We start from the raw sequence: 23554 nt of genomic DNA, 5'->3' as shown, positions 1-23554 counted from the left end.
TGCCCGGGCTTTGCTGGCGGGTTCAGGCCTCGGGCTCGGTCCAGCCCACACGGCCCTGGCCCTGGTTGTTGATGCGCAGCACAAAGGCAGTGGCCCGGGCCTCGGGCAGCCGTAGCTGCAGCGTGACAAGCGTGCCGTGCTGTACGCCTACCAGCTCGGCAGCAGCCGTTTCGATCTCTCGGCGCAGCAGGCCCTCCAGCGCATAGGGCACATGGCATTGCAGCGTTTTCATGCGCTGCAGCGTGACCTTGGGGGCGGTGAGCAGTGCCTGGGCAATAGTGTCGGTGTAGGCGCGCACCAGTCCACCCGCGCCCAGCTTGACGCCGCCAAAGTAGCGCACCACGGTCGCTTGCACGCCTTCCAGGTCCTGGTGGCGCAGCACGTCGAGCATGGGGCGACCGGCTGTGCCGCCGGGTTCGCCGTCGTCCACCGCGGCGGACTGGCCGCCCGCCAGCAAGGCCCAGCAGATGTGTGCGGCGCCGGGGTGTTGCTTCCACAGTGCATCCACGGCCGCCTGAGCACTGGCGCGGTCGGCCATGGGCTGCACGCAGCCGATGAAGCGGCTCTTCTTGATGATGAGTTCACTGTGCGCAGGCACAGCCAGCGTGTAGGGCATGGGGCGCCGAGTTTAAGGCGCGGCCCGCGGGGCCAAAACGTGACGGAATTCACACCCGCTGCGTCTTGTAACAATGTTGATCCAGCGCAGGCTGTTGTTTGTGCGTTCTGTCACACATGGCATTGGCTTGTGTTCCTACACTGGCGGCTTGTTGATGTGGCCTACGCTCGTGCTACCAATTTGAAAGCACCCAGGCCATTAAAAGAGGAACACCATGTTTGCCACGCCTTTCTCCGCCCCGTTGCCCGCCACCCTTGTCAGCCATGTATTTGGCCGCTTCATGCCGCAGCGCGTGCAGCCAGGTGCGACGGATGTGGTGGTTGCGCCCGTGGTGGCAACTGCGGCTACGGATGACGATGCCATCCCGGACCTGGCCCAGCGGGTGCGCGAAGTGGGGGAGTGGTAGCCGCCCCGTCTGCCAGCCGGTGGTGGCCGCACCACCGTTTCACAAAAAATGGTCCTGAGGGACCATTTTTTGTGGGGTACCGTCAGAGTCCGATCAGCGCTTTGGCAATATGCCCTGCGATGCGGGGGTTCTCGTTCAGCCTTCGTGTGCTGTACCCGTACCAGTCCTTGCCAAAGGGCACATAGATGCGCACATTGAAGCCCATCCCCCGCAGCTTGTCGCGCAAGGGTTCACACACGCCCAGCAGCATCTGAAATTCAAACTGGCTCCGGTCGATGCCATCGCGGCGCACCCGCTCGACGATGCGCGCGATCAATGCAGCGTCGTGTGTGGCGATGCCGACGAAGCTGCCTGCTTCGAAACAGCGCACGACATGCTTCAGGAAGTGCTCGTTGATGGCGCTGCGGTCGTTCCATGCATCGTGCACGAGGTGCGAGCGATCCTCCACATAGATGCCCTTGCAGATGCGCAAGGTGTGGGCCCTTTGCATCAGCGGTTCAAGGTCCTGGTAGGTGCGCAGTAAATACGCCTGCAATGCCAGCCCGACGTTGCCAAACCGTGCCCTCAAGCGCCCGAACAATTCGATTTCCTTTTGGGTGCAACTGGCGTCCTCCATGTCCAGGCAGACGGAGTTCTGATGGCGCTCCGCGATCTCAAGAATGCGCAGAATCAGTTGTTCGCACTGCTGCTCACCGAGCAGCAGCCCAAGTGCAGAAGGCTTGATCGAAATGTTGGCTTGCAATCCCTGGGCCTGGACGGCATGGAGCACCTCGATGTAGGCATCGGCCGTGGCCTGTGCCTCCGGCAGGGTTGAGATGGTTTCGCCCAGTACGTCGAGCGTCACGGCGAAACCTTGCGCGTTGAGCTGTTGCACGCGCACCAGGGCTTCGGCGAGGGTGTCGCCTGCGATGTAGCGGCGAGAGATTTTGTGGATCAGTGCGCGAGGCACCCAAGGGATGGCGCGCGCCACCAGTGTGTCGAGAAGTTGCATGTCGGTATCCAGAATGAAAAACGTGCTGCTTCCCGTCCTCCGCGCCCCGGCATTGAACCAGGGCAACGGGAATCGACGGGAAAAGCAAAGCGCTGGCCCGGGCGGGGGCCAGCAAGGGCAACGTTGCGACCGCGTGCGCCCAAAGCGCAGCGGCAGCTCACGCTGCGGGCGTTCAGTTCATCAATGGAGGCCAGGCTGCGCGGTGCATGCGTTCTTCTGTGTGTAGTTGCCGACGTAAGGTGCCAACTGGCGATCGTACAGCCTCAGCTCACATCTCCCTTACCAGCCGCGGCCCACGTGAACGGGTGGGCCATGTATTCAGCGCCAGGTGGCCATGCCACCCGCCCTGTTCAGACGCCACGGCTTTAAGGTGCACGCGGGTCATGCAAGCGAGGAAAGTCCACACGTTGGCATAAGGGCTTCCTGTGCATCTTGTGATGGGCTCATTGCTACAATAAACAATCCATCCAGATGGTTTGTAAATGACTGCAGCACATCGTAGACAGAAGCAACCTGAACTCATCCGCAGCCAATTGCTGGGCGTGGTCCGTGAGCTGTTGGTAAGGGAAGGCCTCCACGCCGTCACCCTCGATGCTGTCGCCCAGCGGGCGGGCGTGACCAAAGGCGGACTGCAGCATCACTACCGCAGCAAACAAGCACTGCTCGACGCCCTGTCGGACCAACTTTTCGAGGAGTTCGAGCAGAGTTTCGAAAAAGCGCTGAAGCAGGAAGACGACACGCCGGGGCGCCACGCGCGGGCCTACATCAGAACCTGTTTTGACAGTGGCTCGGACAGCCACCAGGTGGAAACCCAGCGGGCCATCGGCTTGCTGGCTCTCACATCAGCGCCGTGCCGGGAGCGGTGGCATGCGGCCATGGCGGTGGCGTTGAAGGCTGATGGGGATGATCCACACGCAGCCAACGTGTTGATGGCCTGCCGCTTGGCGGGGGATGGATTCTGGTTTGCACAGATGCTCGATGTCTATGCGCTGGATGGGCCGCGCAAGGCGGCCATCCTGGACATTCTTCTGAAGCTTTGCGGCGGGGGGCGGCCATGAGCGGGGGCGCATCCGCCAGCGCCTATCTGCTGCTGGGCACTGCGATCGTGCTGGAGGTACTGGGCACCACGGCGCTGAAAGCTTCCGATGGATTCACGCGGCTGGTGCCTGGCGTGATCACCGTGGTGGCATACGCCGTGTCCTTCTACCTGCTCTCGCTCACGCTCAAGACCCTGCCGGTGGGCATTGCCTACGCGATCTGGTCGGGGGTGGGCATCGTGCTGGTATCCACCGTGGGCTGGCTGCACTACGGGCAGCGGCTGGATCTGCCCGCCCTCTTGGGGCTGGGGTTGATCGTGGCGGGCGTATTGGTCGTGAACCTGTGTTCCAAAAGCGTCAGCCATTGACGGTGCACGCGCCAAAACGGCGTGGTTTTCCCTGCTTCCGAGTTCCGATCCATCTCGCCGACAGCCCAATTCGTTGCCAGCAACTGCCATGAACCTCAGACTTACTTCATCAACTGAGCCCCAATGCATCACTGGCCAGACTTTGTCCAGGACAGAGTTGCAGGCGCTTTGCGCCGCCGGGCATCCTGTTTTGCACTTTGAACACTGTGTCTTCGATGGCGGGGATTTATCAGGGTTAGCGCTCCAGGGTGCGCAGTTCATCGGCTGTTCGCTGCGGGAGGTGTCGCTGGAGAGGGCGGGCCTCGCAGGCACGCGCTGGCTCGACTGCCGTGCGGGGCAGACTCAGTTCCACCTGGCGGACCTGACCGATGCGCGCTTTCATCGCTGCGATCTCAACAACACGTCGTGGGTCCGTTCCAGCCTCGCTTCGGCTCGTTTTGCTGAGGTCAAGCTCACGGGCGCGCATTTTCGGGAGGCCGAAACACTGGGGCTGAGTTTTCATGATTCGTTGCTGGTGGGGGCCGACCTGCGCGGCATTTCGTTTCGCAAGCAGGCGGTGGAGCAGCTGGACTTGTCGGACGCCGATCTGGCGGGATGCGATTTTCGCGATGCCGTTTTCGAGGGCGGAAGCCTGCGCGATGCACATCTCAAGAATGCGCGCTTTGACGGGGCCGACCTGCGCTCGGTGGATCTCGGCGGGCTGCGGATTGCCCAATTGGCACAGTCGTTCAAAGGGGCCATTCTCTCGGCCGACCAGGCCGCAATGCTGATCAGTGAGCTGGGCATCCGGGTGGCGTGATGCAGCCCGCTGGGAGTGGTTTACAGCTTGAGCTCCCATGTCTCCCCCACCAACTGCTGGCCAAATCCCTCATACGGCTCAGACTTGGCCAGCTTGAACCCTCGCTTGGCATAGATGCCACGTGCGGCAGTCAGGCAACTGTTGGTCCACAGCACCATCTTCTTGTAGCCCTTGGCCCGGGCGAACGCGATGCACTCATCGGTCAGGCGTGCGCCCAGGCCCAGTCCGCGTGCTTTGGGCGACAGGATCAGCATGCGCAGCTGGGCCGTGGTGGCCGATTTGCGCACCACGAACACGGCGCCCACGCGTTCGCCGTCCAGCTCCGCCACCCAGCAACGCTCCCACGCTGGCTGGAACTTGCGCACAAACTGCGCGGCGATGTCGGCCACCAGGGCTTCAAATCGGCTGTCCCAGCCGTACTCGCGCCAGTAGATTTCGCCGTGCTGCTGCACCACCCAGCCGATATCGCCGGGAACCGGGTCGCGCAGCACGGCCACGCGAGGTCCCGATAGGTTGGCCAAGGTCGGGTCGAGCAAGGTTTCGATGCGTTCCATGGCATCCACCAGCTCCTGCTGGCGTGCAGGGGGCAGGGGGGCCAGCAGAGCAGCGGCCTCGTCGCGTGAGCGCTGCTGCAGCGGCTCGAACACGTCGCGCCCAAGCGACGTGAGGGCGAGTACGCTCTGGCGCGCATCCCTGGCGCTGGCACTGCGGGTGATCCAGCCGGTTGTTTCAAACCGGCGCAAGATGCGGCTCAGGTAGCCGCCGTCCAGGCCCAGGTCGCGCGCCAGTTCGCTGGCCACGGGCGCCTCACGGTGGGCCAGCTCGTACAGCACGCGCACATCGGTGAGCGACAGGTTGCTGCCCAGGTACGGGTCCAGCACACCCACGCGGCGGGTCAAGAAGCGGTTGAAGCGCCTCACCGCCTTCACGGCGCTGGCAGGGGGCAGCGCGACTGCGGGGGTGGGCTGGGGGGTATTGAGGATCGTGGTCATGAATGCCTCTGTCATGCAATTAATTGACTTTGGCAAGTATATGCCTGATGCCTATCAAGACCTCCACCGTGCAAGGGCAACACGCAAGCAGCGACAAAAAGGGCATGCCGCCGTAAAATCGCGGGTTAACCACCACAGCCGCGCCCCACGAGGCCCCATCGCATTGGGCCGGCCGCGACCCTCCTTTGCATGAACGCCCCCGTTGACGTCTCCTTTTTTGCGCGCGCCGCAAAGCCATTGACCAGCTACCGACCGTACTGGGCCAAGCGCTTTGGCACGGCCCCGTTTTTACCGATGAGCCGCGCGGAGATGGAAAAACTGGGCTGGGACAGCTGCGACATCATCCTGGTGACGGGCGACGCGTATGTGGACCACCCCAGCTTCGGCATGGCCGTGATCGGCCGCACGCTCGAAGCCCAGGGCTTCCGCGTGGGCATCATCGCCCAGCCCGATTGGCAAAGCGCTGAGCCCTTCAAGGTGCTGGGCAAGCCCAATCTGTTCTGGGGCGTGACAGCGGGCAACATGGATTCGATGATCAACCGGTACACGGCCGACCGGAAGATCCGCAGCGACGACGCCTACACGCCCGGCGACGTAGGCGGCAAGCGGCCCGACCGCGCCGCTATCGTCTACAGCCAGCGCTGCCGCGAGGCGTTCAAGGACGTGCCCATCATCTTGGGCGGCATCGAAGGCAGCCTGCGCCGCATCGCCCACTACGACTACTGGAGCGACAAGGTGCGCCGCTCCATCGTGGTGGATGCCAAGTGCGACCTGCTGCTGTATGGCAATGCCGAACGCGCGCTGGTCGAGGTGGCGCATCGCATTGCAGCGCGTGAGCCGGTCGAGCAGATCACCGATGTGCGCGGAACGGCCTTTGTGCGCCGGCCTGATGACGAAAGCGGCAAGGGCTGGTTCGAGATTGACTCGACCAGCGTGGACGAGCCGGGCCGCGTGGAATCGCACATCAACCCCTACATGACCACCAGCGAACAGGCCGCCGCCCAGGGCAGCACCTGCAGCAAGGATGATGCTCCTGATTCAGTAGCTGGTAGCGCAGGTGGATCAAGCGCTGGGGACCAAAAAGACCCAAAAACGGCCGAGCCCAACCCCGCCATCCAGCCCATGTTGTTTGTCGCCAACCCGGCGCTCAAGGCCAAGCTCAAGGTGCCCCCACGCGACAAGAGCGTGATCCGCCTGCCCAGCTACGAGCAGGTCAAGAGCGACCCGGTGCTCTATGCCCACGCCAACCGCGTGCTGCACCTGGAGACCAACCCCGGCAACGCCCGCGCGCTGGTGCAGGCGCACGGCGAGGGCGTAACGGCGCGCGACGTGTGGATCAACCCGCCCCCCATCCCGCTCACCACGGCCGAGATGGACTACGTGTTCGACCTGACCTACGCACGCGGCCCGCACCCCAGCTACGCCGACGAAAACGGCAGCCACGACGGTGCGACCAAGATCCCCGCGTGGGAGATGATCCGGTTTTCGATCAACATCATGCGTGGCTGCTTTGGCGGCTGCACCTTCTGCTCCATCACCGAGCACGAAGGCCGCATCATCCAGAGCCGGTCCGAGGATTCGATCATCCAGGAGATCGAGGACATCCGCGACAAGGTCAAGGGCTTCACCGGCACCATCAGCGACCTGGGCGGCCCCACGGCCAACATGTACCGCCTGGGTTGCCGCAGCCCCGAGATCGAGGCGGCCTGCCGCAAGCCGAGCTGCGTGTACCCCGGCATCTGCCAGAACCTCACCACCGACCACGGCCCGCTGATCAAGATCTACCGCCGTGGCCGTGCGCTCAAGGGCATCAAGAAGATCCTGATCGGCTCCGGCCTGCGCTACGACCTGGCGGTGAAGTCGCCCGAATACGTGAAAGAGCTGGTGCAGCACCACGTGGGCGGCTACCTGAAGATCGCGCCCGAGCACACCGAGCAGGGGCCGCTGACCAAGATGATGAAGCCGGGCATCGGCAGCTATGACAAGTTCAAGCAGATGTTCGAGAAGTTCAGCGAAGAGGCGGGCAAGAAGCAGTTCCTGATCCCGTACTTCATCGCAGCCCACCCGGGCACGAGCGACGAGGACATGATGAACCTCGCCGTCTGGTTGAAAAAGAACGGCTTTCGCGCCGACCAGGTGCAGACCTTCTATCCGAGCCCCATGGCCACCGCCACGGCCATGTACCACAGCAACAAGAACCCGCTGCGCAAGATCACGCGCGAGAGCGAGACGGTGGACATCGTGCGTGGCGAAAAGCGCCGCCGCCTGCACAAGGCCTTCCTGCGCTACCACGACCCGAACAACTGGCCGCTGCTGCGCGAGGCTCTCAAGACCATGGGCCGTGCCGATCTCATCGGCAATGGCAAGCACCACCTGATTCCAACCTTCCAGCCGCTGACCGACGGCGGCTACCAGAGCGCGCGGCGCAAGAACTCGACCCCGACCGGGGCCAAGCCCGCCGTGGCGCCTGCGTCGCGCACGGTGCAGCAGCCCACCAAGGGCCGCATCCTGACACAACACACGGGCCTGCCACCGCGCGTGACCGGGGGCGCGGCCAAGCCGGCGGCTGGCGGCAAACCGTTCAAGAAAGCGCGATAGTCCGCTGCCTGCGTGGCGGCGGGCAGGGCGTCCATTTGCCCATTGCATCTGCAGGCTGAAACGGCGGGCTGGGATGCCGCGCCAACGGCATCGGCGGGGTGGCCGGACTCAGGCGCGCCAGGCCCGGGCGGTGGTCAGGGGGTCGTGTAGCCCCCGGCCAGGCATTCCGAGAGTGGCACGGGCTTTGCCACCGCATAGCCTTGGGCGTAATTCACACCGATGATCCGCAACGCGTCCACGATGGCTTCGGACTCGGCAAACTCGGCAATTGTCTGCTTGCCCATCACGTGCCCAATGCGGTGGATCATTTCCACCATGGCATGGTTGGTGGGGTCTAGCAAGATGTCCTTGACGAAGGCGCCATCGATCTTGAGGTAGTTCACTGGCAGGTGCTTGAGGTAGGTGAAGGACGACATGCCCGCGCCGAAGTCGTCGAGCGCGAAGCGGCAGCCCAGTTGCTGGAGCTCTTTCATCAGGCGCACCGCATTGGGCAGGTGCGAGATGGCGCTGGTTTCGGTGATCTCGAAGCACAGCAGTGCGGGGTCCAGCCCGGATTCCGTGAGCGCGGTGCGGATGAACTTGAGCAGGCTGTCATCCCCCAGGCTGGTGCCCGACAGGTTGATGGCGCAGGTGTGCAGCGGCAGGGCTCCGGGGGTGCGCTGGTGCTGCGCCAGCGCCAGCAGCGTGTGCCGGATCACCCAGCGGTCGATGGACGGCATCATCCCGTAGTGCTCGGCGGCCGGAATGAAGGTGCCGGGCGCCACCAGCTGGCCCCCTTCCTCCTCACGCAGCCGCAGCAGCACCTCCATGTGCAGACCCTCTTCGCCGGTGCCTTGCAGCGCACGGATGGCTTGCGCATGCAGCTGGAAGCGGTTGTGCTCGAGGGCGAGCCGCAGCCGCCGAACCCAGTCCATGTCGCCTTCGCGCCGGGTCATCTCGATGTCTTCGGGCTGGTAGATGAACACCCGGTTGCGCCCGCCTTCCTTGGCGCGGTAGCAGGCCATGTCGGCCACGCGCATGGCTTCCTGGATGGAGGTGAGCGCAGGGATGAGCTGCACCATGCCGATGCTGAGGCCTGTGGTGAGCTGCTGGCCTTCCCAGGCAAGGCGCAGGTCCTGGCCAGCCTGGCGCAATTGTTCTGCAATGCGCGCAGAGGGGCCCGCGGGGCAGTCCTTGAGCAGAATGCCGAATTCGTCCCCGCCCAGCCGCGCCAGCGTGTCACCTTCGCGCAGATGGCTTTGCAGCATGCGACAGACCTCGCGCAGCATTTCGTCACCGGCCTGGTGGCCACAGGTGTCGTTGATGAGCTTGAACTGGTCCATGTCCACGTAGAGCAGAGAGCCTTCGCGGCCCGGCTGGCGCGGGTGGCCGAGCAGGGCTTCGAGCCGGTGCTCGAATTCGCGCCGGTTCACCAGCCCCGTCAGCGCATCATGGCTGGCCTGCCACGAGAGCTGCTCCACATAGTGCTGCTCGCGCGTGACGTCGTGCAGCGCCAGCACCGCCCCGGTCAGCACGCCCCGGTGCCGGATGGGAGAGCCCACCAGCCTCACCGGAACGATGCTCTGGTCCGGGCGCACCAGCGTGCGGTGGATGTTGCCCTTGGCGGCACCATCGCTGCGCAGCAGCGTCTGCACCAGTGTGTCGGCGGACAGGGGCGGCGCGTCATCCTCAAAGACCAGCAACTGCGCCAGTGGTTGCCCGGTCGCCTGGGCGGCCGGGCGGGCCAGCAAGGTTTCTGCGGCAGGGTTCATGTAGGTGACCTCGCCGTGGATGTTGGTCGTCACCACGGCATCGCCAATGGCGGCCAGTGTGGTGCGCGCCTGTTCCCGCTCGGCCTCCAGGGCGCGCTCTGCATTCTGGCGCTGGGCCAGCAACGTGCGCGTGTGCCACAGGGTCAGCAGGATCAGCACCAGGGCCATGCCCATGTTGGTCCACATCAGCAGGAGCACGATGTGGCGCGAGCTTTCGCCCAGGGCCTCGCTGAAGTTCCGGGCCGCCGGGGTCACGCCTGCGTTGATTTCGCGGATGGTGTTCTGCCACCGTTCGCGCGTCGGGGCATCCGCCGTGCCGGCGGTGTTGCGCTGGTGGATCTCGTGCGACAGCTCGCGCAGTGCGCGGATGTACTCGTCGCCCACCAGCCATTGGTCTACCGGCTTCTTCACCAGATCAAAGTCGTCGAAGTAGCGCAACAGCCAGATCAGGCCGTCAATGTCATCGGGGTGGTTGCCACCGCGCAGAAAACCGTCGCGCGCCACATCGATCTGCACCTGGCCTGACTCCAGGGCCAGCCGGGCTGCCCGGTCGCCCAGCGGGATCTCCATGGCGCGGGTGAATCCCTCAAAGGCCTGGGGGGAGCCGTTGATGGCGTACTGGTTCAGGAAATAGATGGCGTCTTTCTGGCCTTTGGTCCACAGGCTTTCGCCAGCGACGAAGGCACGCACCGTGGACAAGACATGCAGGCTGGCCGTAGCGCACACCGCCAGCAGCAACACCATCGTGATGAAAGGCCAGGTCACCCGCAACGTCAACGGCACAGGCCTTCGCTCGACCGGCTGCAATACATCCATGGATGGGTCCCTCGCCTCGTGCCAAGCTGCGTGCGCCAGTGATGCCTGGTGGCCCCATCCGGCGCGCCCTCATCGGTGTGTCCGCACACTGTGTCAATGCCTGCGGTCCAGTGTTGTCCTGGAATCAGTGGCTCATTCTGCGGTGCGGTGCTTCCGGCCCACTATATAGCGATCAATTTGCCAGCGCATGCAAAGTTTGGCAACCCCTTGTGTCTGCGGGGAATGGGCGCCATGCCGATGCGCACCCGCGCGCGGCGGGCCACCGCTGGCTTCGCCTTTGTGTTGCCGGGCCTGGTTGACGCCGATGTTTACGGCGCCGCAGCGTGGGTGCCCACCAGCACGGACTGCGGGCCGTCGTCTTGGGGCTGCGAGATCAGGTCTTCGATGATGAAGGTGCGGTAGTAAAACGCGGTGACCGCGCCCTCGGGAGCGATGGCGGCGACCAAGGTCTCAGCGTCGTCCTTGTCGGCCATGGCGATCAGCAGCCCGTGGTGGCCCTTGCCGGCCAGGTCGGCAATGCGGCGCACCATGTCACCTTCGGCACCGACCGACGGAAGCGGCGCATCTGCCGTGCCCAGCGTGTGCACGATCTCCTGCAGGATGACTTCAGGGCTGGCGTAGGCGGTTTCGCCTTGGTGGCCAGCGGCTTGCAGCGCCGTGGCCGCCTGGCGCACGCAGTCTTCGTCGGGGAAGAGCGCAAACACGTGGCCGGTAGGGTAGAAAACGCCGCCCATGTTGGTCATGGTGGAATCAAGAACGAGGGGTTTCATGGGCTTCTCCCGAGGTGTTTCAGACCTTTTCGATTGAAACCCGTGGCCCCGGCGCGTGGTGTAGGCCAGCGGGCAATCTGCGCGTCAGCGCCCCTTGCCGCGCAGGGGGACGTGCCAGAAATATGATTGAAACAGCCTCTGGCGCTTATCCATCAAGCGCAAGCAGCTATCAAAATTGATATGCGATTTTCCAGTTGCGGCGCATCTATCGAAGCCACCCGCCGACCCAGGCCCCGAGCGCCGCGCAGTGCAGCACCACGGTGGCCCAGTAGACCGTGCGGAACTCCACCTTGCGGGACTTGTGCCGCAGCCATTGCTGGGCAAACCATGCGCCAGGCCATCCGCCTGCTAGGCCCAGCAGGTGCAGGTGGCTTTCCTTGGTGCGCCACTGGCCGTTTTGCGCGGCGCTTTTGTCGATGGCGTAGACCAGAAAGGTGAGGAGGTTGACGGCCAGGGCCGCTCCCAGCACCCACCATGGCAGCTGACCGGCCCAGAAGCCCCAGGCCAGCAGCGCCACCCAGCCCAGCATCAGCACCAGCGCCGGGCCTGCGGGAGTTGGCGGGCCGCTGGCGTCTGCGGGGCGCCGATGGCGTTGGGTTCGCGGTTTGGGAGCCCGCTGCGCCGGTTCGTGTCGAGCCCGCTGTGGGGGTGATTTGGCCGATGGGCGGGGCTGGGGTGCGGCCCCTTGCTGGCCCATGGGCTGCACCGCCATGGCCCGAGGCCCTTTGCCGCCCACATGGATTTCTTCGTACACCACGGCCAGCCCTTCGCGGGGCGCAGCGCTGCCACGGTAGTCCCGCACGTGAAAGAACACATCGGCCGAGGTGTCCGGGCTGCGGATAAAGCCGAAGGCGCGGGTGGCGTCCCAGCGGATGACGGTGCCCTGTTTTTGCATCGGCGAAAGGGGTTCTCAGGCCAGGGTGTGCAAGGGAATGTCCTGGCCCACCGCCAGCGCATCCAGCTGTGCGCGTGTCTGTGTGCGCAGGAACACCGCCACAGCCGTGTGGGTGGCAGGGGCGCGCAGCACCTGCGGGTCGCCCGTGGCGGGCATGCCTGCGGCGGCGCACAGGCTGGCGGCAAAGTGGGGTTCCAGCGCGGCCACCGCCACACGGCCGTCGGCGCAGGGGTAGATGCGGTAGCCCGCGTGGTTGCCGCCCACGTCGCCCTCGGGTGTGGTCAGGCCCCAGTCGCGCGGCTGGGCCAGCCAGGCGGCGGCATCGGCCAGCGCCACTTCAATGCACACACCGCTGCCGGTGTGCGCGCGTTCCAGCAGAGCCTGCAGCACGGCCTCGCTGGCCATCAGGGCGCCGCCCATGTCGGCGTAGAGCGTGGGGGGCATCTCGGTGCCGGTTACCAGCCCGGCGTCGGCCAGGTAGGTGAGGTCGTGGCCGGGCTCTTCGGCCCGCTCGGCCGCTGCGCCCACGATGCGCACCAGCGACAGGCGCGGGTACTTCGCCTGCAGTGCCTCCCAACCCAGGCCCAGCTTGGTGAGCGCCGAGGGACGAAACGAGGTGATCAGCACATCGGTGCGGGCCAGCTCCTCGTGCAGCGTGGCCTGGCCTTCTGTGGTCTTGAGGTGGGCATGCACCACACGCACGCCGCTGTGCAGCGTGGCATAGGCCGCCGGGCTGTAGATGCCCATGGGGTCGGCACTGGGGTAGCCGGGGGGCGGGGGCGGTTCGAGCTTGGTGCATTCAGCACCCATGCGCGCGCAGCGCATCAGGGCGGCGGGGCCGGGCAGGTTCAGCGCAAGGCTCAGGACGCGGACATTGCGCAGGGGCTGGGGCAGGGCGGTTGTCATGGGCTCAGGCTTGTCTCGGTGTTGTGGTTTTGAATGGAAGGTGCGGCGCTGGAACTTCGCAGGGCGCGCGGGCTCACTCCCAGCGTTATACATAATTTGTTACGCTCCCTGACCCATGCAACGCAGAACCTCTTTGGCCGCCCTCACGGGCCTGGCCGCCTTTCCGGGAGCTTTCATGACCACGTCCCTGAGCAGCGCCGCCACGGCACCCGCTTTGCAGGCGCTCAAGCAGTCACCCCGCATGCCGGTGCTGTTTGTGGGCCACGGCAGCCCCATGAACGCCATCGAAGACAACGCCTGGCGACGCAGCTGGCAGGCCTTGGGGGCGGAGTTGGCGGCCCGCGCCGTTCAGCCGCAGCTCATCCTGTGTGTGTCGGCCCACTGGCTCACGCGTGGCGGCTGGCAGCTGACCGGCATGGCCAACCCCAAGACGATCCACGACTTTGGTGGTTTTCCGCAGGCGCTGTTCGACCAGCAATACCCCGCGCCTGGTGCGCCGCAGGTGGCGCGCAGCCTGGCGGGGGAGCTCAAATCGCCTGCCACCGGAGGCGCTCTGGGCGTGGATGAGGGCGAATGGGGCCTGGACCACGGCACCTGGTCGGTGCTCAAGCCCATGTTTCCAAAGGCACAGATCCCGGTGATGCAGCTGAGCATGGACTACAGCCGCGCCCCGGCCGAGCATTACGCGCTGGGCCAGCAATTGAAGGCGCTGCGTGAGCGGGGCGTGTTGATCGTGGGCAGCGGCAATGTGGTGCACAACCTGCGGCTCACGCGCCGTGGCACGGCCGCCAACGAGGCGTACGACTGGGCCACCGAGTTCGACACCGTGGTGCAGGAGCAGATCAAGCAAGGCCAGCTCGGAGCCCTGCAGGACTTCCAGAAACTGGGTGCCGTGGCCAAACAGGCGCACCCCACGCACGAGCACTATCTGCCGTTGTTGTACGCGGCGGGAGCTGTGTTGCCCAGCGAGATGCCGCGCTTCTTCAACACGGGCTACCAGTCGGCATCGATCTCGATGCGGTCGGTGCTTTGGGGGTGATGGGGTACGGCGCCAGGTTGTTTGAATTGCTTCTTTTTTGATAGCTGGTAGCGCATATAGATAAAGCGCTAGAGGCCAAAAAAGCTTGAAAACTAGCGGCGTTACAGATCAGGCAGGCATGTCACCCGCCCGGATCGTCAGCCATGGCCAGCGTTCGCGGTAGCTTTCCGCCTTGGCCTGGAACAGCGGCAGATGTGGACAGGCAGGGTTGGGGCGCAGCAGTCCTGCATACAGCTCTTCAAGCCCGTAGGGCGCGTAGAGCATGGGCTCCTCAACACCCGGGTCGGCGGCAGGCTGCAGGCCCACGCAGGTGCAGGGCACCAGAAAACGCTCGATGCCGTTGCGGGCCGACTGCAGCGGCGCATAGGGGTAACCAAACCAGCGTTCGTACCAGAGGTGTACCCGGGCCTGGTTCTTGGCTTCCACGGTGATCGGCAGGTCGGAAAAGAGGGCGGTGACGCGGGCTTGCACGGCTTGTTCGGCGGCTTCGGACAGGTCCGACGCATCGAAATAGAACAGGTCGTAGTCCTTGATGTGCGCCGTGGGATTCAGTCCGGAACGCAGGTTCCACACCGTCTGGAACAGACAACCTGCCACCAGCCAGACATCCGGCAGGCCCAGAAACGGCAAACGCCCCAGAAGGGCCGCGTTGTGCGGGTTCTGGAGCGTTTCGCTCACAAAGCGGCGCGCGAGCGCCGCTTCAGTGTCCAACTCAGACCACTTTCGCAATGGACTGGCAGACGTAGTCGATGTTCTTGCTGTTGAGCGCGGCCACGCACATGCGGCCGGTGTCAGTGCCGTACACGCCGAACTCATTGCGCAGACGCACCATCTGGTCCTTGGTCAGGCCCGAGTAGCTGAACATGCCAATCTGCGTGGTGATGAAGCTCATGTCCTGCTTCACACCGGCGGCCTTGAGGCCATCGACCAGCTTCTGGCGCATGGCCTTGATGCGCACGCGCATTTCGGCCAGTTCTTGTTCCCACATCGCGCGCAGTTCGGGGTTGTTCAGCACGGCGGCCACCACTGCGCCACCGTGGATGGGTGGGTTGGAGTAGTTGGTGCGGATGACGATCTTGAGCTGGCTCAGCACGCGGCCGGCTTCTTCCTTGTCGGCGCACAGCACCGACAGGCCACCCACGCGCTCGCCGTACAGGCTGAAGCTCTTGCTGAAAGATGTGGAGACAAAGAAGTTCAGGCCTGCAGCCACAAATTTGCCGATCACGGCGCCGTCTTCGGCGATGCCGTGGCCGAAGCCCTGGTAGGCCATATCGAGGAAAGGCGTCAGGCCCTTGGCCTTGACGGCGGCAATCACCTGGTCCCACTGGGGGGGCGTGATGTCGTAGCCGGTGGGGTTGTGGCAGCAGGCGTGCAGCACGACGATGGTGCCGGCAGCGGCGGCATTCAGGCTGGCCAGAAAGCCTTCAAAGTTCACGCCGCGCTTTTCGGCGTCGTAGTAGGCATAGGTATCGACTTCGAAGCCGGCATTGGTGAACAGCGCGCGGTGGTTTTCCCAGCTCGGATCGGAGATCAGCACCTTGGCGTTGGGGCTGAGTTTCTTGAGAAAGTCAGCGCCGATCTTGAGGCCGCCCGTACCACCCACGGCTTGCACGGTGGCCACGCGGCCAGAAGTGACGGGTTCGCTGTCCGCACCGAATACCAAAGCCTTGACGGCGTTGTCATAGGCCACGATGCCGTCGATGGGCAGGTAGCCACGGGCAGTGGGGGTGGACATCATGGTCTTTTCTGCGGCCTGCACACATTGCAGCAAGGGCAGCTTGCCGTTGTCGTCGAAATAAACGCCGACGCCCAGGTTGACCTTGTTGGGGTTGGTGTCTGCGTTGAATTGCTCGTTGAGGCCCAGGATGGGGTCGCGGGGGGCCATTTCGACGGCGGTGAAAAGAGACATGAAAATCCTTGAAAGGTTGTCAGTAGCGAAGAATCCGGGCGTGGTGTACTGTGCCGGGTTCCGCCGATTTTAACGGCCGCTACCCCCCAATCGTTGACTGCACCCATGCCGGATATCACAGAAGTCATAACGGAAAAGCAAGACGGCGAATTCGTCCATTTCCCCAATTCCCCCTTTGAATTGTTCCAGCCGTATCCACCGGCGGGCGACCAGCCCGAGGCCATCAACAAGCTGGTGGAGGGCCTGAACGACGGAGAAACCTTCCAGACGTTGCTGGGTGTGACGGGCTCTGGCAAGACCTTCACCATGGCCAACGTGATCGCCCGCATGGGGCGCCCGGCCATCATCTTCGCCCCCAACAAGACCCTGGCTGCGCAGCTGTACAGCGAGTTCCGCGAGTTCTTCCCCAAGAATGCCGTGGAGTATTTCGTGAGCTACTACGACTACTACCAGCCCGAGGCGTATGTGCCCCAGCGCGACCTGTTCATCGAGAAGGACAGCGCGATCAACGAGCACATCGAGCAGATGCGGCTGTCGTGCACCAAGAGCCTGATGGAGCGCACGGATGTGGTCATCGTGGCCACGGTGTCGGCCATCTACGGCATTGGCGAACCCGAGAGCTACCACCGCATGGTGATGACCTTGCGCTCGGGCGATAAGCTGGGCCAGCGCGATGTGATCGCCCAGCTGATCCGCATGCAGTACCAGCGCAACGAGGCCGACTTCTCGCGCGGCAAGTTCCGTGTGCGGGGCGACACCATCGACGTGTTCCCGGCCGAGCACTCGGAGCTGGCCATCCGCATCGAGCTGTTCGACGACGAGATCGAGAGCCTGCAGCTGTTCGACCCGCTCACGGGCCGCGTCAAGCAGAAGATCCCGCGTTTCACCGTGTATCCCAGCAGCCACTACGTGACGCCGCGCGACAAAGTGCTGGCCGCCGTGGAGACCATCAAGATCGAACTGGCCGACCGCCTCAAGCAGTTGTTGGCCGACGGCAAGCTGGTGGAAGCGCAGCGGCTGGAGCAGCGCACGCGGTTTGACCTGGAGATGCTCAGCGAAGTAGGGCACTGCAAGGGCATCGAGAACTACACGCGCCACCTGTCGGGTGCCGCGCCGGGCGACCCGCCGAGCACGCTGACCGACTACATGCCCAAGAACGCGCTGATGTTCCTGGATGAAAGCCACCAGATGATCGGCCAGCTCAATGCCATGTACAGCGGCGACCGTTCGCGCAAGACCACGCTGGTGGAGTATGGCTTTCGCCTGCCATCGGCGCTGGACAACCGGCCGCTCAAGTTCGAGGAGTTCGAACAGCGCATGCGGCAGGTGATCTTTGTCACCGCCACGCCCGCGGACTACGAGCGCACTCACTCCGGCCAGATCGTGGACCAGGTGGTGCGCCCCACCGGACTGGTGGACCCTGAGGTGGAAGTGCGGCCCGCAACGCACCAAGTGGATGATGTGCTTCAAGAAATACGCATTCGTGTCGAAAAGTATGAACGCGTACTCATTACTACCCTCACGAAGCGCATGGCGGAGCAACTGACCGACTACCTGACGGATAACGGCGTGAAGGTGCGCTACCTGCACAGCGATGTGGACACGGTGGAGCGTGTGGAGATCATTCGCGACCTGCGCCTGGGTGCTTTTGATGTGCTGGTGGGTATCAACCTGCTGCGGGAGGGGCTGGATATCCCTGAGGTGTCCCTGGTGGCGATCCTGGATGCCGACAAGGAGGGCTTCCTGCGGGCCGAGCGCAGCCTGATCCAGACCATTGGCCGCGCGGCGCGCAATCTCAATGGCCGGGCCATCCTTTATGCAGACCGCATTACGGAGTCCATGAAAAAAGCCATGGGCGAGACGGAACGTCGGCGCATCAAGCAGATCGCACACAACGAGGCACACGGAATCACGCCGCGCAGCATTGTCAAGCGGGTAAGAGACCTGATTGACGGGGTTTATAGCGAGAAGGCCGGAAAGGATGCGCAGCGGCTGGAGCAGGAAGCCCTGCAGCGCGCCAAGGTGGAGGACATGTCAGAAAAAGACGTGGCGCGCGAGATCAAGCGGCTCGAAAAACTCATGCTGGAACACGCGCGCAACTTGGAATTCGAGCAGGCGGCAAGGGTACGGGACCAACTCACGCGGCTCAAGGATCAGGCATTTGGTGCACACGGCAATGATTCGGTGGCCTTGTAATGGGCGAGAAAACAATTGGAAATAACTATCAAGTCGATTTAAAACCAGTTGGTTTTTTAACCCGACAGAATCGATAGGGATTTGTGTTATACTCCTACAAAATACTCAAGAAAACAGCCCAGCGATGAAGGGCTCCGTGCAGGCGACTGTTCGGAGTAAGGGGCGGAGACGGTGCCTTGCTGGCCATCAGCCAGCGAAGGCGGTTTCTACAACGAACAAGCCTTAGCACAAGGAGCTTGCGATGCGTCTCACAACCAAAGGCCGTTTTGCGGTCACCGCCATGATTGACCTGGCCCTGCGCCAGAACAATGGGCCCGTTACCCTTGCGGCCATCAGCCAGCGTCAGCAGATTTCGCTGTCGTACCTGGAGCAGCTTTTCGGCAAGCTTCGCCGCCATGAGCTGGTGGAATCTACCCGTGGTCCTGGTGGTGGTTACACACTTGCTCGCAAGGCCGGTGACATCACGGTGGCTGACATCATTGTCTCGGTGGACGAGCCCATTGACGCCACGCAGTGCGGCGGCAAGGAAAACTGCCTGGGCGAAGCCGGCCGTTGCATGACGCATGAGCTGTGGGCATCGCTCAACCAGCGCATGGTGGAGTTCCTGGATTCCGTCACCCTGCAAAAGCTCGTGGACGAGCAGATCGCCAAAGGCGTGCAGATCGAAGACAAGCCCGTGGTGCGCCGCGCCATCTCGACGACGCCGGTGGTCAAGCCCATCCGCGTGAATGCTCCGAACTCCGTGTTCGCATTGGGCAACGTTTTCGCCAAATCCTGATAGCCCAAGGGCTTGTGTCGGCCCTGGGGTCGGCACCGCCCTGAACAGTTTTCAAGCCTCGTTTTGTTTCTTACTGAGTTTGCCAGCCAGCAACCATCACTGAGCCAGCCATGGACATGACCCCGCACTTCCCCATCTATCTTGACTATGGTGCTACCACCCCCGTGGATCCCCGTGTGGTGGATGCCATGATTCCCTGGTTGCGCGAACATTTCGGCAACCCGGCATCGCGCAGCCACGCCTGGGGCTGGGAGGCTGAAGAAGCGGTCGAGAAAGCGCGCGTGCAAGTGGCCGACCTGATCGGAGCCGACCCCCGCGAGATTGTCTGGACTAGCGGTGCGACCGAGTCCATCAATCTGGCGCTCAAGGGGGCTGCGCAGTTCTACAAGGGCAAGGGCAAGCATCTCATCACGCTCAAGACCGAGCACAAGGCCGTGCTGGACACCATGCGCGAGCTGGAGCGCCAGGGTTTTGAGGCCACTTACCTGGATGTGCAGGAAGACGGGCTGGTCAACATGGATGCGCTCAAGGCCGCCATTCGCCCGGACACCGTGCTGATCAGCATTCTGTTCGTAAACAACGAAATCGGCGTCATCCAGGACATTCCCGCCATCGGCGCACTGTGCCGTGAAAAGGGCATCCTGCTGCATGTGGATGCCGCACAGGCTACGGGCCGGGTTGCCATCGACATGGCCACCTTGCCCGTCGATCTGATGAGCATGACGGCCCACAAGACCTATGGCCCCAAGGGCATCGGTGCCCTGTATGTGCGCCGTAAGCCGCGCGTTCGGCTGGAGGCGCAGATGCACGGTGGTGGCCACGAGCGTGGCATGCGTTCGGGCACCTTGCCCACGCACCAGATCGTGGGCATGGGCGAAGCCTTTCGCATCGCCAAGGAAGAAATGGCCGAGAGCAATGCCAAGGCCCAGGCCCTGCAGCAACGTCTGCTGGACGGCCTGAAAGACATCGAGCAGGTCTACATCAACGGCAGCATGGAGCGCCGCGTGCCGCAGAACCTGAACATGAGCTTCAATTTCGTCGAAGGCGAATCGCTCATCATGGGGATCAAGGGTTTGGCGGTGTCGTCGGGTTCAGCCTGCACCTCGGCCAGCCTGGAGCCCAGCTATGTGCTGCGCGCCCTGGGTCGCAGTGACGAGTTGGCCCACAGCAGCCTGCGCATGACCATCGGCCGGTTCACGACCGAAGAAGAGATCGACTACGCCATCTCCACCATCCGTGAGAACGTGGCCCGCCTGCGTGAACTCAGCCCGCTGTGGGAGATGTACCAGGACGGCATCGACATCAGCACCATCCAGTGGTCAGCGCACTGAATCCCTGAAGATTTTGAAAGAATTGAAGAGGTACACATCATGGCTTACTCAGAAAAAGTGGTTGACCATTACGAAAACCCCCGCAACGTGGGTTCGTTCGACAAGGGTGACGATTCGGTGGGCACCGGCATGGTCGGCGCGCCTGCCTGCGGCGACGTGATGAAGCTGCAGATCAAGGTGAACCCTGAAACCGGCGTGATCGAAGATGCGCGTTTCAAGACCTATGGCTGCGGCTCGGCCATCGCCTCGTCGTCGCTCGTGACCGAGTGGGTCAAGGGCAAGACGCTGGATCAGGCGGCGGCCCTCAAGAACAGCGAGATCGCCGAAGAGCTGGCTCTGCCGCCCGTCAAGATCCACTGCTCCATCCTGGCCGAAGACGCCATCAAGGCTGCCGTGCTCGACTACAAGACCAAGCACGCAGCCCCTGCAACAGCCGCTGCCTGAGCAACCGAGAGAGATATGGCCATCACGCTGACAGAAGCCGCTGCCCGGCACGTCAACCGCTACTTGTCCCGCCGAGGCAAGGGCCTGGGCGTGCGCCTGGGGGTCAAGACGACCGGATGCTCGGGGCTTGCCTACAAGCTCGAATATGTGGACGACAGCGAGCCCGAGGACATCGTGTTTGAAAACCACGGCGTCAAGGTGCTGATCGATCCCAAGAGCCTGGCCTACATCGACGGCACCGAGCTGGACTTCGTGCGCGAGGGCCTCAATGAGGGCTTCAAGTTCAACAACCCCAACGAGCGTGACCGCTGCGGTTGTGGGGAGAGTTTCCGCGTTTGAGCGCCTGCCGCCTTCGTGCCGTCAAACCGCCATCGCGCTGCGTGCTGGCGGTTTTTTCTTGGATGTTTCGCCCCCCGTTGCTCCGCGCATGAACCTGCAATCTGACGACTTTGAACTGTTTGGCATCTCGCGCCGCTTTGCGCAGGAGCGCAATGCCATCGACGCGCGCTGGAAAGAGCTGCAGCGCGAAGCCCACCCCGACAAGTTTGCGGCGCAGGGTGCGGCGGCGCAGCGCGTGGCCATGCAGTGGTCCGTGCGCATCAACGAGGCCTACCAGCGCCTGAAAGACCCGATGCGCCGCGCCGCCTACCTGTGTGAACTGCATGGTGCGCCCATCCGCGCCGAGGACAACACGGCCATGCCTGCTGCGTTTTTGATGCAGCAGATGGAGTGGCGCGAGGCGCTGGAAGATGCCCGCGCCGAGAGCGAACTCGATGCGCTGGACGATGGTGTCGCCCAGGCCCGCCGCGCCGCGCTGGCACAGTGCGAGCAACTCATCGACCAGCAGCAGGACTACGCAGGCGCGGCCCGCCAGGTCAGAGCCCTCATGTTCATTGCGCGATTTGCGGACGATATTGAACGCCGCCGAGAGCAACTGGGACAATAGAGCGGATTTGCTTTCCCCTTGGGGCCCCCATGTCGCTTGCTGATGTGATGGTGTGCCCCACCACGTTGAGACCCGAAATTTCATGGCGCTTCTGCAGATTTCCGAACCCGGCCAATCCCCCGACCCGCACCAGCGGCGCATCGCCGTAGGCATCGACCTGGGCACCACCCATTCTTTGGTTGCCGCCGTGCGCAATGGTGTGTCCGAATGCCTGCCCGACGCGCAGGGCAGGGTACTGCTGCCTTCGGTAGTCCGTTACCTCGAAAAGGGCGGGCGCCAGATCGGATACGACGCCGTGGCTGCGCAGGCCCAGGATGCTCGCAACACCATTGCCTCTGCCAAGCGTTTTATGGGGCGTGGCCTGAAAGACGTGGCGGAAGCGGGCAAGCTGCCCTACGACTTTGTTCCCGCCAGTGACGAGGGCGCAGGGGGTATGGTCAGCCTTGCGACGGTGGATGGCAACAAGTCGCCCGTCGAGGTCAGCGCCGAGATTCTGGCGACCCTGCGCTACCGGGCAGAAGACACCTTCAATGACGATCTGTATGGCGCGGTGATCACCGTGCCCGCCTACTTCGACGACGCCCAGCGCCAGGCCACCAAGGATGCGGCCAAGCTGGCGGGCATCCACCTGCTGCGCCTGATCAACGAGCCTACGGCGGCTGCGATTGCCTATGGACTGGACAACGCCAGCGAGGGGGTCTACGCCGTGTATGACCTGGGCGGGGGCACTTTCGACATCTCGATCCTGCGTCTGACGCAGGGCGTTTTTGAAGTCATTTCCACGGGGGGTGATTCGGCCTTGGGGGGGGATGACTACGACGCCGTGCTGGCCGACTGGGTGCTGCAACAGCTGGGACTTCAGGCGATCACTGCAGCGGACAAATCCGCCGTGCGCATGGCTGCCCGCGCCTGCAAGGAAGCCTTGACTGCTACTGATTCGGTAGCATTCATCGCTTTACTATCAAGCGATGAAGCCCGATTTGATGTCAAACGTTCGGATTTTGAGGCGATCACGGCCGACTTGACGGCACGCTCCATGGCCGCAGTGCGCCGTGCCTTGCGCGACGCCCATCTGGCCCGCGACGAGGTCCAGGGTGTGGTGATGGTGGGAGGCTCCACCCGCATGCCGCAGGTGCAGCGCGCCGTGGAGGAATTTTTCGCCAAACCGCCGCTCACCAACCTCAACCCCGATGAGGTAGTGGCCCTGGGTGCTGCCATCCAGGCCAACCAGCTGGCGGGCAACAACACGGCGGGGGACCTGCTGCTGCTCGATGTGATTCCACTGTCGCTGGGCATCGAAACCATGGGCGGGCTGGTGGAGCGCATCGTGGCGCGCAACGAGACCATTCCCACCGCCAAGGCGCAAGACTTCACCACCTACAAGGATGGTCAGACTGCCTTGGCGATCCATGTTGTGCAGGGCGAACGCGATCTGGTGCAAGACTGCCGCAGCCTCGCGCGTTTTGAGCTGCGTGGCATTCCGCCCATGGCCGCAGGGGCAGCGCGCATCCGCGTGACCTTCACCGTCGATGCCGATGGCCTCCTGAGCGTGAATGCGAAGGAGCAGGGCAGCGGTGTGGAGGCGCGCATTGACGTGAAGCCGTCGTATGGCCTCTCCGATGACCAGATCGCGCGCATGCTGCAGGACGGGTTTGCAACGGCCGCGCAGGACATGAAAGCCCGCGCCGTGGTCGAAGCCCGTGTGGACGCCGACCGCATGCTCATCGCCACCCAGAGCGCGCTCGATGCGGATGGCGATGTGCTGAGCCCGCAGGAGCGCGCCGCCATCGATGCCCTGATGGTGGCCCTGCGCCACCAGCGCGATTCCGACGATGCCGCCGTCATCGAAGCCGCTACCGATGCCCTGGCCAAGGGTACCGAGGCGTTTGCCGCCTTGCGCATGAACCGGGGCATTCACCAGGCCCTGGCTGGCAAGAACGTGCAGGCCCTCTGAGCCCGCCGAACG

At 63.7% G+C, this 23554-nt stretch carries 22 protein-coding genes; 13 read left to right on the top strand and 9 right to left on the bottom strand.

Annotated features, from left to right (window positions below):
- Positions 1 to 22 precede the first annotated feature (22 nt).
- A complete protein-coding gene (locus ASE39_RS15325) occupies positions 23 to 616 on the bottom strand; it encodes a YigZ family protein (protein WP_010458459.1) in 594 nt (197 codons plus the stop codon).
- A 214-nt stretch (positions 617 to 830) separates the two neighbouring features.
- On the opposite strand from ASE39_RS15325, the gene ASE39_RS15320 reads away from it, so the two are divergent.
- On the top strand, positions 831 to 1022 hold the full coding sequence (locus tag ASE39_RS15320) for a hypothetical protein (RefSeq protein ID WP_057271711.1): 192 nt from the start codon (positions 831 to 833) through the stop codon (positions 1020 to 1022).
- Positions 1023 to 1104: 82 nt separating this feature from the next.
- Here the strand turns inward: ASE39_RS15320 and ASE39_RS15315 are convergent, their stop codons facing one another.
- Positions 1105 to 2079, bottom strand: coding sequence for a proline dehydrogenase family protein (locus ASE39_RS15315; RefSeq protein ID WP_348981578.1), 975 nt, complete (start codon positions 2077 to 2079; stop codon positions 1105 to 1107).
- A 476-nt stretch (positions 2080 to 2555) separates the two neighbouring features.
- Here ASE39_RS15315 and ASE39_RS15310 point away from each other — a divergent pair, with 476 nt between their 5' ends.
- From ASE39_RS15310 to ASE39_RS15300, 3 genes are all read left to right on the top strand, one after another.
- Entirely contained in the window at positions 2556 to 3071 is a 516-nt protein-coding gene (locus ASE39_RS15310; RefSeq protein ID WP_242421472.1) for a TetR/AcrR family transcriptional regulator, read from the top strand.
- On the top strand, positions 3068 to 3418 hold the full coding sequence (locus tag ASE39_RS15305) for an SMR family transporter (protein WP_010458450.1): 351 nt from the start codon (positions 3068 to 3070) through the stop codon (positions 3416 to 3418). The genes ASE39_RS15310 and ASE39_RS15305 overlap by 4 nt, the downstream gene beginning before the upstream one ends.
- 88 nt (positions 3419 to 3506) lie before the next feature.
- Positions 3507 to 4217: a pentapeptide repeat-containing protein gene (locus ASE39_RS15300; RefSeq protein WP_057271709.1), complete on the top strand. Its 711-nt coding sequence runs from the start codon at positions 3507 to 3509 to the stop codon at positions 4215 to 4217.
- Between the two features lie 20 nt (positions 4218 to 4237).
- On the opposite strand, the gene ASE39_RS15295 is transcribed toward ASE39_RS15300, so the two are convergent.
- Entirely contained in the window at positions 4238 to 5209 is a 972-nt protein-coding gene (locus tag ASE39_RS15295; protein ID WP_057271847.1) for a bifunctional helix-turn-helix transcriptional regulator/GNAT family N-acetyltransferase, read from the bottom strand.
- Positions 5210 to 5398: 189 nt separating this feature from the next.
- On the opposite strand from ASE39_RS15295, the gene ASE39_RS15290 reads away from it, so the two are divergent.
- Entirely contained in the window at positions 5399 to 7807 is a 2409-nt protein-coding gene (locus ASE39_RS15290) for a YgiQ family radical SAM protein (protein ID WP_057224233.1), read from the top strand.
- 134 nt (positions 7808 to 7941) lie between these two features.
- Here the strand turns inward: ASE39_RS15290 and ASE39_RS15285 are convergent, their stop codons facing one another.
- The 4 genes from ASE39_RS15285 to ASE39_RS15270 form a co-directional block, all read right to left on the bottom strand.
- Positions 7942 to 10374 carry an EAL domain-containing protein gene (locus ASE39_RS15285; RefSeq protein WP_241776923.1) on the bottom strand — a complete coding sequence of 811 codons (2433 nt, stop codon included), beginning with the start codon at positions 10372 to 10374 and terminating at the stop codon, positions 7942 to 7944.
- Positions 10375 to 10682: 308 nt separating this feature from the next.
- Positions 10683 to 11144: a hypothetical protein gene (locus ASE39_RS15280; protein WP_029412944.1), complete on the bottom strand. Its 462-nt coding sequence runs from the start codon at positions 11142 to 11144 to the stop codon at positions 10683 to 10685.
- Positions 11145 to 11349: 205 nt separating this feature from the next.
- The gene (locus ASE39_RS15275; protein WP_057271708.1) at positions 11350 to 12039 is read right to left on the bottom strand and encodes a cold shock and DUF1294 domain-containing protein; all 690 of its coding nucleotides are present in this window, start codon (positions 12037 to 12039) and stop codon (positions 11350 to 11352) included.
- 15 nt (positions 12040 to 12054) lie between these two features.
- Positions 12055 to 12945, bottom strand: coding sequence for a CoA transferase (locus ASE39_RS15270; RefSeq protein ID WP_057271707.1), 891 nt, complete (start codon positions 12943 to 12945; stop codon positions 12055 to 12057).
- Positions 12946 to 13078: 133 nt separating this feature from the next.
- Between ASE39_RS15270 and ygiD the strand changes: the two genes are divergently transcribed.
- A complete protein-coding gene (gene ygiD, locus ASE39_RS15265; RefSeq protein ID WP_057271706.1) occupies positions 13079 to 13984 on the top strand; it encodes a 4,5-DOPA dioxygenase extradiol in 906 nt (301 codons plus the stop codon).
- Between the two features lie 108 nt (positions 13985 to 14092).
- Here ygiD and ASE39_RS15260 read toward each other — a convergent pair whose 3' ends face one another.
- Together ASE39_RS15260 and ASE39_RS15255 are read right to left on the bottom strand one after the other, a co-directional pair.
- Positions 14093 to 14695, bottom strand: a complete 603-nt coding sequence (locus ASE39_RS15260) for a nucleotidyltransferase family protein (protein ID WP_057271705.1) — start codon at positions 14693 to 14695, stop codon at positions 14093 to 14095.
- A gap of 1 nt (position 14696) precedes the next feature.
- Positions 14697 to 15893, bottom strand: a complete 1197-nt coding sequence (locus tag ASE39_RS15255) for an amino acid aminotransferase (RefSeq protein ID WP_057271704.1) — start codon at positions 15891 to 15893, stop codon at positions 14697 to 14699.
- A gap of 105 nt (positions 15894 to 15998) precedes the next feature.
- Between ASE39_RS15255 and uvrB the strand changes: the two genes are divergently transcribed.
- The 7 genes from uvrB to hscA all read left to right on the top strand — a co-directional run bounded on the left by uvrB (position 15999) and on the right by hscA (position 23542).
- Positions 15999 to 18089, top strand: a complete 2091-nt coding sequence (gene uvrB, locus ASE39_RS15250) for an excinuclease ABC subunit UvrB (RefSeq protein ID WP_057271703.1) — start codon at positions 15999 to 16001, stop codon at positions 18087 to 18089.
- 241 nt (positions 18090 to 18330) lie between these two features.
- Complete coding sequence (iscR, locus tag ASE39_RS15245) at positions 18331 to 18867, top strand: Fe-S cluster assembly transcriptional regulator IscR (RefSeq protein WP_008904778.1); 537 nt, start codon at positions 18331 to 18333, stop codon at positions 18865 to 18867.
- 110 nt (positions 18868 to 18977) lie between these two features.
- Complete coding sequence (locus tag ASE39_RS15240; protein ID WP_029412938.1) at positions 18978 to 20198, top strand: IscS subfamily cysteine desulfurase; 1221 nt, start codon at positions 18978 to 18980, stop codon at positions 20196 to 20198.
- 39 nt (positions 20199 to 20237) lie between these two features.
- The gene (gene iscU / locus ASE39_RS15235) at positions 20238 to 20642 is read left to right on the top strand and encodes a Fe-S cluster assembly scaffold IscU (protein ID WP_057271702.1); all 405 of its coding nucleotides are present in this window, start codon (positions 20238 to 20240) and stop codon (positions 20640 to 20642) included.
- 15 nt (positions 20643 to 20657) lie between these two features.
- Complete coding sequence (gene iscA / locus ASE39_RS15230; protein WP_008904781.1) at positions 20658 to 20981, top strand: iron-sulfur cluster assembly protein IscA; 324 nt, start codon at positions 20658 to 20660, stop codon at positions 20979 to 20981.
- A gap of 88 nt (positions 20982 to 21069) precedes the next feature.
- Entirely contained in the window at positions 21070 to 21588 is a 519-nt protein-coding gene (gene hscB, locus ASE39_RS15225; protein ID WP_057271701.1) for a Fe-S protein assembly co-chaperone HscB, read from the top strand.
- An 82-nt stretch (positions 21589 to 21670) separates the two neighbouring features.
- Positions 21671 to 23542: a Fe-S protein assembly chaperone HscA gene (hscA, locus tag ASE39_RS15220; RefSeq protein WP_057271700.1), complete on the top strand. Its 1872-nt coding sequence runs from the start codon at positions 21671 to 21673 to the stop codon at positions 23540 to 23542.
- The last annotated feature ends 12 nt before the right edge of the window (positions 23543 to 23554 follow it).

Source organism: Acidovorax sp. Root267 (assembly GCF_001429215.1).
Taxonomy (GTDB): Bacteria; Pseudomonadota; Gammaproteobacteria; order Burkholderiales; family Burkholderiaceae_C; genus Acidovorax; species Acidovorax radicis.
Note: the sequence above shows the minus strand (reverse complement) of the source record. Positions and strands in the feature narration are given on the sequence as shown.